At 53.9% G+C, this 4957-nt stretch carries 6 protein-coding genes; all 6 read left to right on the forward strand.

Annotated features, from left to right (window positions below; all coding sequences use genetic code 11):
* The coding region (locus AC2VLY_RS08660) for a S1 RNA-binding domain-containing protein (RefSeq protein ID WP_486922113.1) at nt 1–674 on the forward strand (674 nt) is incomplete at its 5' end.
* A 133-nt stretch (nt 675–807) separates the two neighbouring features.
* Complete coding sequence (locus AC2VLY_RS08665) at nt 808–1110, forward strand: integration host factor subunit beta (protein ID WP_010638105.1); 303 nt, start codon at nt 808–810, stop codon at nt 1108–1110.
* Complete coding sequence (locus AC2VLY_RS08670) at nt 1111–2271, forward strand: tetratricopeptide repeat protein (RefSeq protein ID WP_486892141.1); 1161 nt, start codon at nt 1111–1113, stop codon at nt 2269–2271.
* Complete coding sequence (gene pyrF, locus AC2VLY_RS08675; RefSeq protein WP_193650108.1) at nt 2268–2966, forward strand: orotidine-5'-phosphate decarboxylase; 699 nt, start codon at nt 2268–2270, stop codon at nt 2964–2966. The genes AC2VLY_RS08670 and pyrF overlap by 4 nt, the downstream gene beginning before the upstream one ends.
* A gap of 72 nt (nt 2967–3038) precedes the next feature.
* Nucleotides 3039–3626: an orotate phosphoribosyltransferase gene (gene pyrE / locus AC2VLY_RS08680; protein WP_486892142.1), complete on the forward strand. Its 588-nt coding sequence runs from the start codon at nt 3039–3041 to the stop codon at nt 3624–3626.
* Between the two features lie 52 nt (nt 3627–3678).
* The coding region (gene tig / locus AC2VLY_RS08685) for a trigger factor (protein ID WP_486922114.1) at nt 3679–4957 on the forward strand (1279 nt) is incomplete at its 3' end.

Here is a 4957-nt window from a genome sequence, read left to right on the forward strand (position 1 = left end):
AGCGCCGCCGTATTTCTCTGGGTATCAAACAGTGTCTGCCTAATCCATGGGATGATTTTGCCCAGAACTTCCAGAAAGGCGATCGGGTCTCCGGCCAGATCAAGAGCATCACCGACTTTGGCGTATTTGTGGGTCTGGATGGTGGAATTGACGGCCTGATTCATCTCTCCGACCTTGCCTGGGATCGTACCGGTGAAGAAGCCGTGCGTGACTTCAAGAAAGGCGATACGCTGGAAGCAGTGGTGCTCAGCATTGACCCGGAACGTGAACGTATCAGCCTTGGCATCAAGCAGATGGAAACGGATCCTTTCATTCAGTTTGTCGTCGCCAATGAAAAGGGCGCGCTGGTAGAAGGTGAAGTCATTTCCGTAGACGGTCGTGGCGCAGAAATTCGCGTGGGTGAAGGGGTTGAAGGCCACCTGCCGCAGCGTGAGTTGAGCAAGGGCCAGACCCTGGCTGCGGGTGACAAGATTGAGGTGGCCATTGCCGCCGTAGATCGTAAAAACCGCACCTTGACCCTGAGTACCAAGGCGCGCGATGTGGCCGTAGCCCCAAGTGCTGAAGAACAGGCTGCTGCTACCCAGCAGTATGCCCGCAGCGCGGCAACAGGCACCACCAGTCTGGGTGACCTGATTAAAGAGCAGCTCAAGCGTAAGCAGGAAGAAGAGGGTTAATTGCAAGACGGCTCCCGTGATGCCCTTATTGAGTATCCGGGGAGCCCCTTTTTTTAGCGTCAGGCCGAAATTCTTGCCGTCTGACGTTTTTACAAGTTTTCCAATCAGTGCTTATTTGAAGAAGCTAAAAATCATGACTAAATCTGAATTGATCAAAAACATCAGCGCCCAATACCCGCAGCTCAGTGTGCGTGATATTGAAATGGCCACCCGCCATATGCTGGATTACCTCAGTGATGCACTTGCTGAAGGTGAGCGCATTGAAATTCGTGGCTTTGGCAGTTTTTCCATGCATGTGCGCCCGGCTAAACAGGGGCGTAACCCCAAGACCGGCGAATCGGTCATGGTGCCGGAAAAGCGGGTTCCGCACTTCAAACCGGGTAAGGAACTGCGCGAGCAGGTCGATTATCCAGAGAATACATCCGGCAAAGCCTGATTGACCGTTCTGGGCGTGGATTCTGCGGTTGTCCTCGTCCTGGGGATAGTATCAGGCTTTGCTGCACTGCTGGGCTTCTGGCTGGGGCGTACCCAAAAAGCCCCCGCTGGCAAAGCCATCCCTCAGGTGTATATTCAGGGCCTGAATTACCTTCTGAGTGAACGTCAGGACGAAGCAGTAGAGGTTTTTCTCGAAGCCTTGCGCCAGCACCCGGAGAGTGTCGATATTCTCCTGGCCCTGGGCCGTCAGTTTCGCCGACGTGGCGAGTTGGAAAGGGCATTGCGGGTGCATCAGTACTTATTGGAACAGCCGGCCCTGGCTGAGGGGCTAAGGCAAAGTGTGCTGTTTGAAATTGCCCGCGATTATTTGAAAGCCGGAATTCTGGATCGGGCAGAAAGCATTCTCAAGGAATTGCTTGAAAGTCAGCCCGCGCATACCGAAGGGCTTGCCACGCTGGCAGAACTCTATGAACTGGGTAGTGAGTGGGCTTCCTCTATCGCCATTCGCAAGCGTTTGCTCCAATCAGGAATGTCCGAACAGCAAACGGTAATTGCCTTGTTGTACGGTGAGCTGGCTGAAGAATCGCTGCGCAGTGAGGATCACTCTCAGGCACAAAAGTATCTGAATGCTGCGCGCCGGGAGATTCCCGACAATCCGCGTGCCCTGATGATTGCCGGGCGTCTGGCCTTTGACAAAAAAGATTGGCAGGGTGCCCTCAAATACTGGGATAAATTGCTGACACTACCCACTGATTCGGCGATTTTACTGGTGCTGGAGCCCTTTCTGCAGGTTTTGCGGCACTTGGGGGGGCAGCAGCAGGATCATCTGCAGCGTTTGCAGGCTCACTGTCGTTCGCCGCTGGCCATAAAACGCCTGGCAGAAGCTTTGCAGAAAATAGAGGGACTGGCATCTGCCAGCAGTTTTTTGCGCAATATTCTGATCAAAAAACCTGATCTTCGGGTATTTCAGCTGTTGTTAAGCATGGACCCGAAAGCCCCGGAAGCGGAGCTGATCGAAAAAATGGCTCTGGCCGTGCGTCAGTGGCAATTGGAACCTGAACTGTTTCATTGTCAGTCTTGTGGTTATCAAAGTACGCAGTATTACTGGCGCTGCCCCAGTTGTCGCCAGTGGGGTGTCTTTTCAGGGGAGGAAAAGCTGTGAAATCACCACTTATTGTCGCACTGGATTACGCAGATATGGCAGCAGCACTGGCCATGGCTGAACTTTTGGATCCCCGACAATGCCGGGTCAAAGTGGGCAAGGAACTCTTTACGGCATCCGGACCCAAAGTGGTTGAACAACTTCAGAGCCGGGGTTTTGAGGTCTTTCTGGATCTCAAATTTCATGACATCCCGCAGACGGTCGCCAAAGCCTGTCAGGTTGCCGCCCGCTTGGGAGTGTGGATGCTCAATGTGCATGCCAGTGGGGGTAAGGCGATGCTGGAGGCCGCACGGGAGGCTGTTGATGGTGTGACGGTTTCCGGGCATCAGCCGCTGCTGATTGCGGTGACGGTATTAACCAGTCTGGATGCCGATGCCCTGACGCAGCTGGGTGTGCATGACCCCGTTGAGCTACAGGTAGAAAGGTTAGCCGCGCTCAGTGCAGAGGCTGGTCTGGATGGACTGGTCTGTTCTGCGCAGGAGACTTCCCGGCTCAAACAATTGCATCCGGAGTTTTGTCTGGTGACCCCGGGTATCCGGCCCGCCCAGCATGGCGCCGATGACCAGAAGCGGACCATGACGCCTGGAGCGGCTCTGGCGTCAGGTTCAGACTATCTGGTTGTCGGTCGTCCCATCACTGCGGCACCCAATCCGGCAGAAGCCTTGTCTGCCATGTTGGCTGCTTGTATAAGCTAAGATGTTTCCATTTTATGAAATCAGACTAATATGCCCTGAATGGGGATGGCTATTGATGGAGAAAAAGGCCCAGTGACAGCAGATGAAGTAGTGGATCTATACAAAAACGATGGTGCCTTGCTGCAAGGCCATTTTTTACTGTCTTCCGGATTGCATAGCGATACCTACTTGCAGTCAGCAAGGGTGTTGCAGCATCCAGAACATGCCGCTCGCCTCTGTGCCGCGATGGTTGCCGGTATTCCAGAAGCAGTCAGGAAGCAGATCCGTTGTGTCGTGGGACCAGCCATGGGTGCCGTATTGGTTTCCTATGAATGTGCCAGAGCGCTGGGGGTACGCAGTCTTTTTACCGAACGTGAAAATGGCCAGATGGTCCTGCGCCGGGGCTTTGCTTTATCTCCAGGTGAAGGGGTATTGGTCGTTGAAGATATTACCACGACAGGTGGATCGACCCGTGAATGCATTGCTGCGGTAGAAGCAGCAGGTGGCAAGGTACTGGTTAGTTCTGCAATTATTGATCGTAGCGCTGGCTTCCAGGATTTTGATGATATTCCGTTTTATCCACTCCTGCTTTTGCCGGTGCGGACCTGGTCCGCTGAAGATTGTCCGCTCTGCGCGGCGGGGGGTGTCCCGGTGAAACCGGGCAGTCGGGGGCTGCGCTGAACTTGAGGGGCGGCGGGCTTGTGTTTATGATGGGTGTTTAGGCTTAGACAAAATGAAAAACAAGGATCAGTTCATGCAAATTTCCACACCGGAGGCTGCGCCTCTGGAACGCCACATTCATGTGACCATTCCTGCCAGTGAGGTAGAAAGTGGTGTCACGCAACGTTTACGTAACAAGGCCCGCTCAGCGCGTTTTCCGGGATTCCGTCCGGGCAAGGCACCATTGGCTATTGTTGAACGCCATTATGGTTCAGATGCCCTCATGGAAACCTTTGACCAGCTGATTAATGAGCGCTATTCCCAGGCCGTACGTGAACAATCCCTGCGTCCCGTAGGGCGTCCCGAAGTGCAGGTTGAAAAAGGCGGGCGCGGAGAAGACTTTGTGTTCACGGCGGTTGTTGAGGTCTATCCTGAATTCGAACCCCAAATTCCCACTGCCACGGTGATTCGCAAAAGTGCCGTTGTTACGGAAAGTGATGTAGATGCCACTATTGACATTATGCGCCAGCAGCGCCGTTTTTATGTTAAAACCGAGCGTGCGGCACAAAATGAAGACCGGGTTACGGTAGATTTCCAGGGACTTATGGATGGCGAACCCATGCCCGGCGGCGATGTGGTGGATTATCAGGTAGTCCTGGGCGCCGGACGGCTGCTCCCTGACATTGAACAGGGCCTCATCGGGCTTTCTGCCGGTGAAGAAAAAAACGTTTCTGTACAGTTTCCTGCGGATTATCATGTGGCCGAACTGGCGGGAAAAAATGCCGAATTTCATCTCCAGGTCAAGGAAGTGGCTGAAGCACAGTTGCCCGAATTAAACACTGAATTTGCTCTGGCGCTGGGTATCGAAGACGGCGATGTTGCTGTCTTGCGTCAGGAGGTCAAGGAGAATCTGGAACGCGAAGCCCAAAGGCTGAGTCATGCCCAGGTGAAATCGCAACTGCTGGATCTGGTGGTCGAAAGTAATCAGCCAGACCTGCCCAAACAAATGCTGGCCCATGAACTGGAACAATTGCAGAAAGACCCCAATGCCAGTACTGCTGGAGACCTGGAAAATATCTCCAGGCGTCGGGTAGTGCTGGGTCTGGTCCTCAGTGAAGTGGTGCGTCGGGAAAAGCTGCAGGCCAGTTCTGCCGAGGTGACGCAAGTCATTCGCGACATGGCCGAGCAATATGAGGATCCCGACCAGTTTGTGGCCTGGTATCGCAGCAAACCGGAGCAGCTGGAACAGGCCGAGGCCATGGTGCTGGAGGATAAAGTGGTGGCATGGCTTCTGGAGCGTGTTAAAGTGACCGAAGAGTCGGTGAACTTTAATCAGTTGATTGGCCGTTCTC

This window comes from Acidithiobacillus sp. TH-A36, assembly GCF_057473445.1.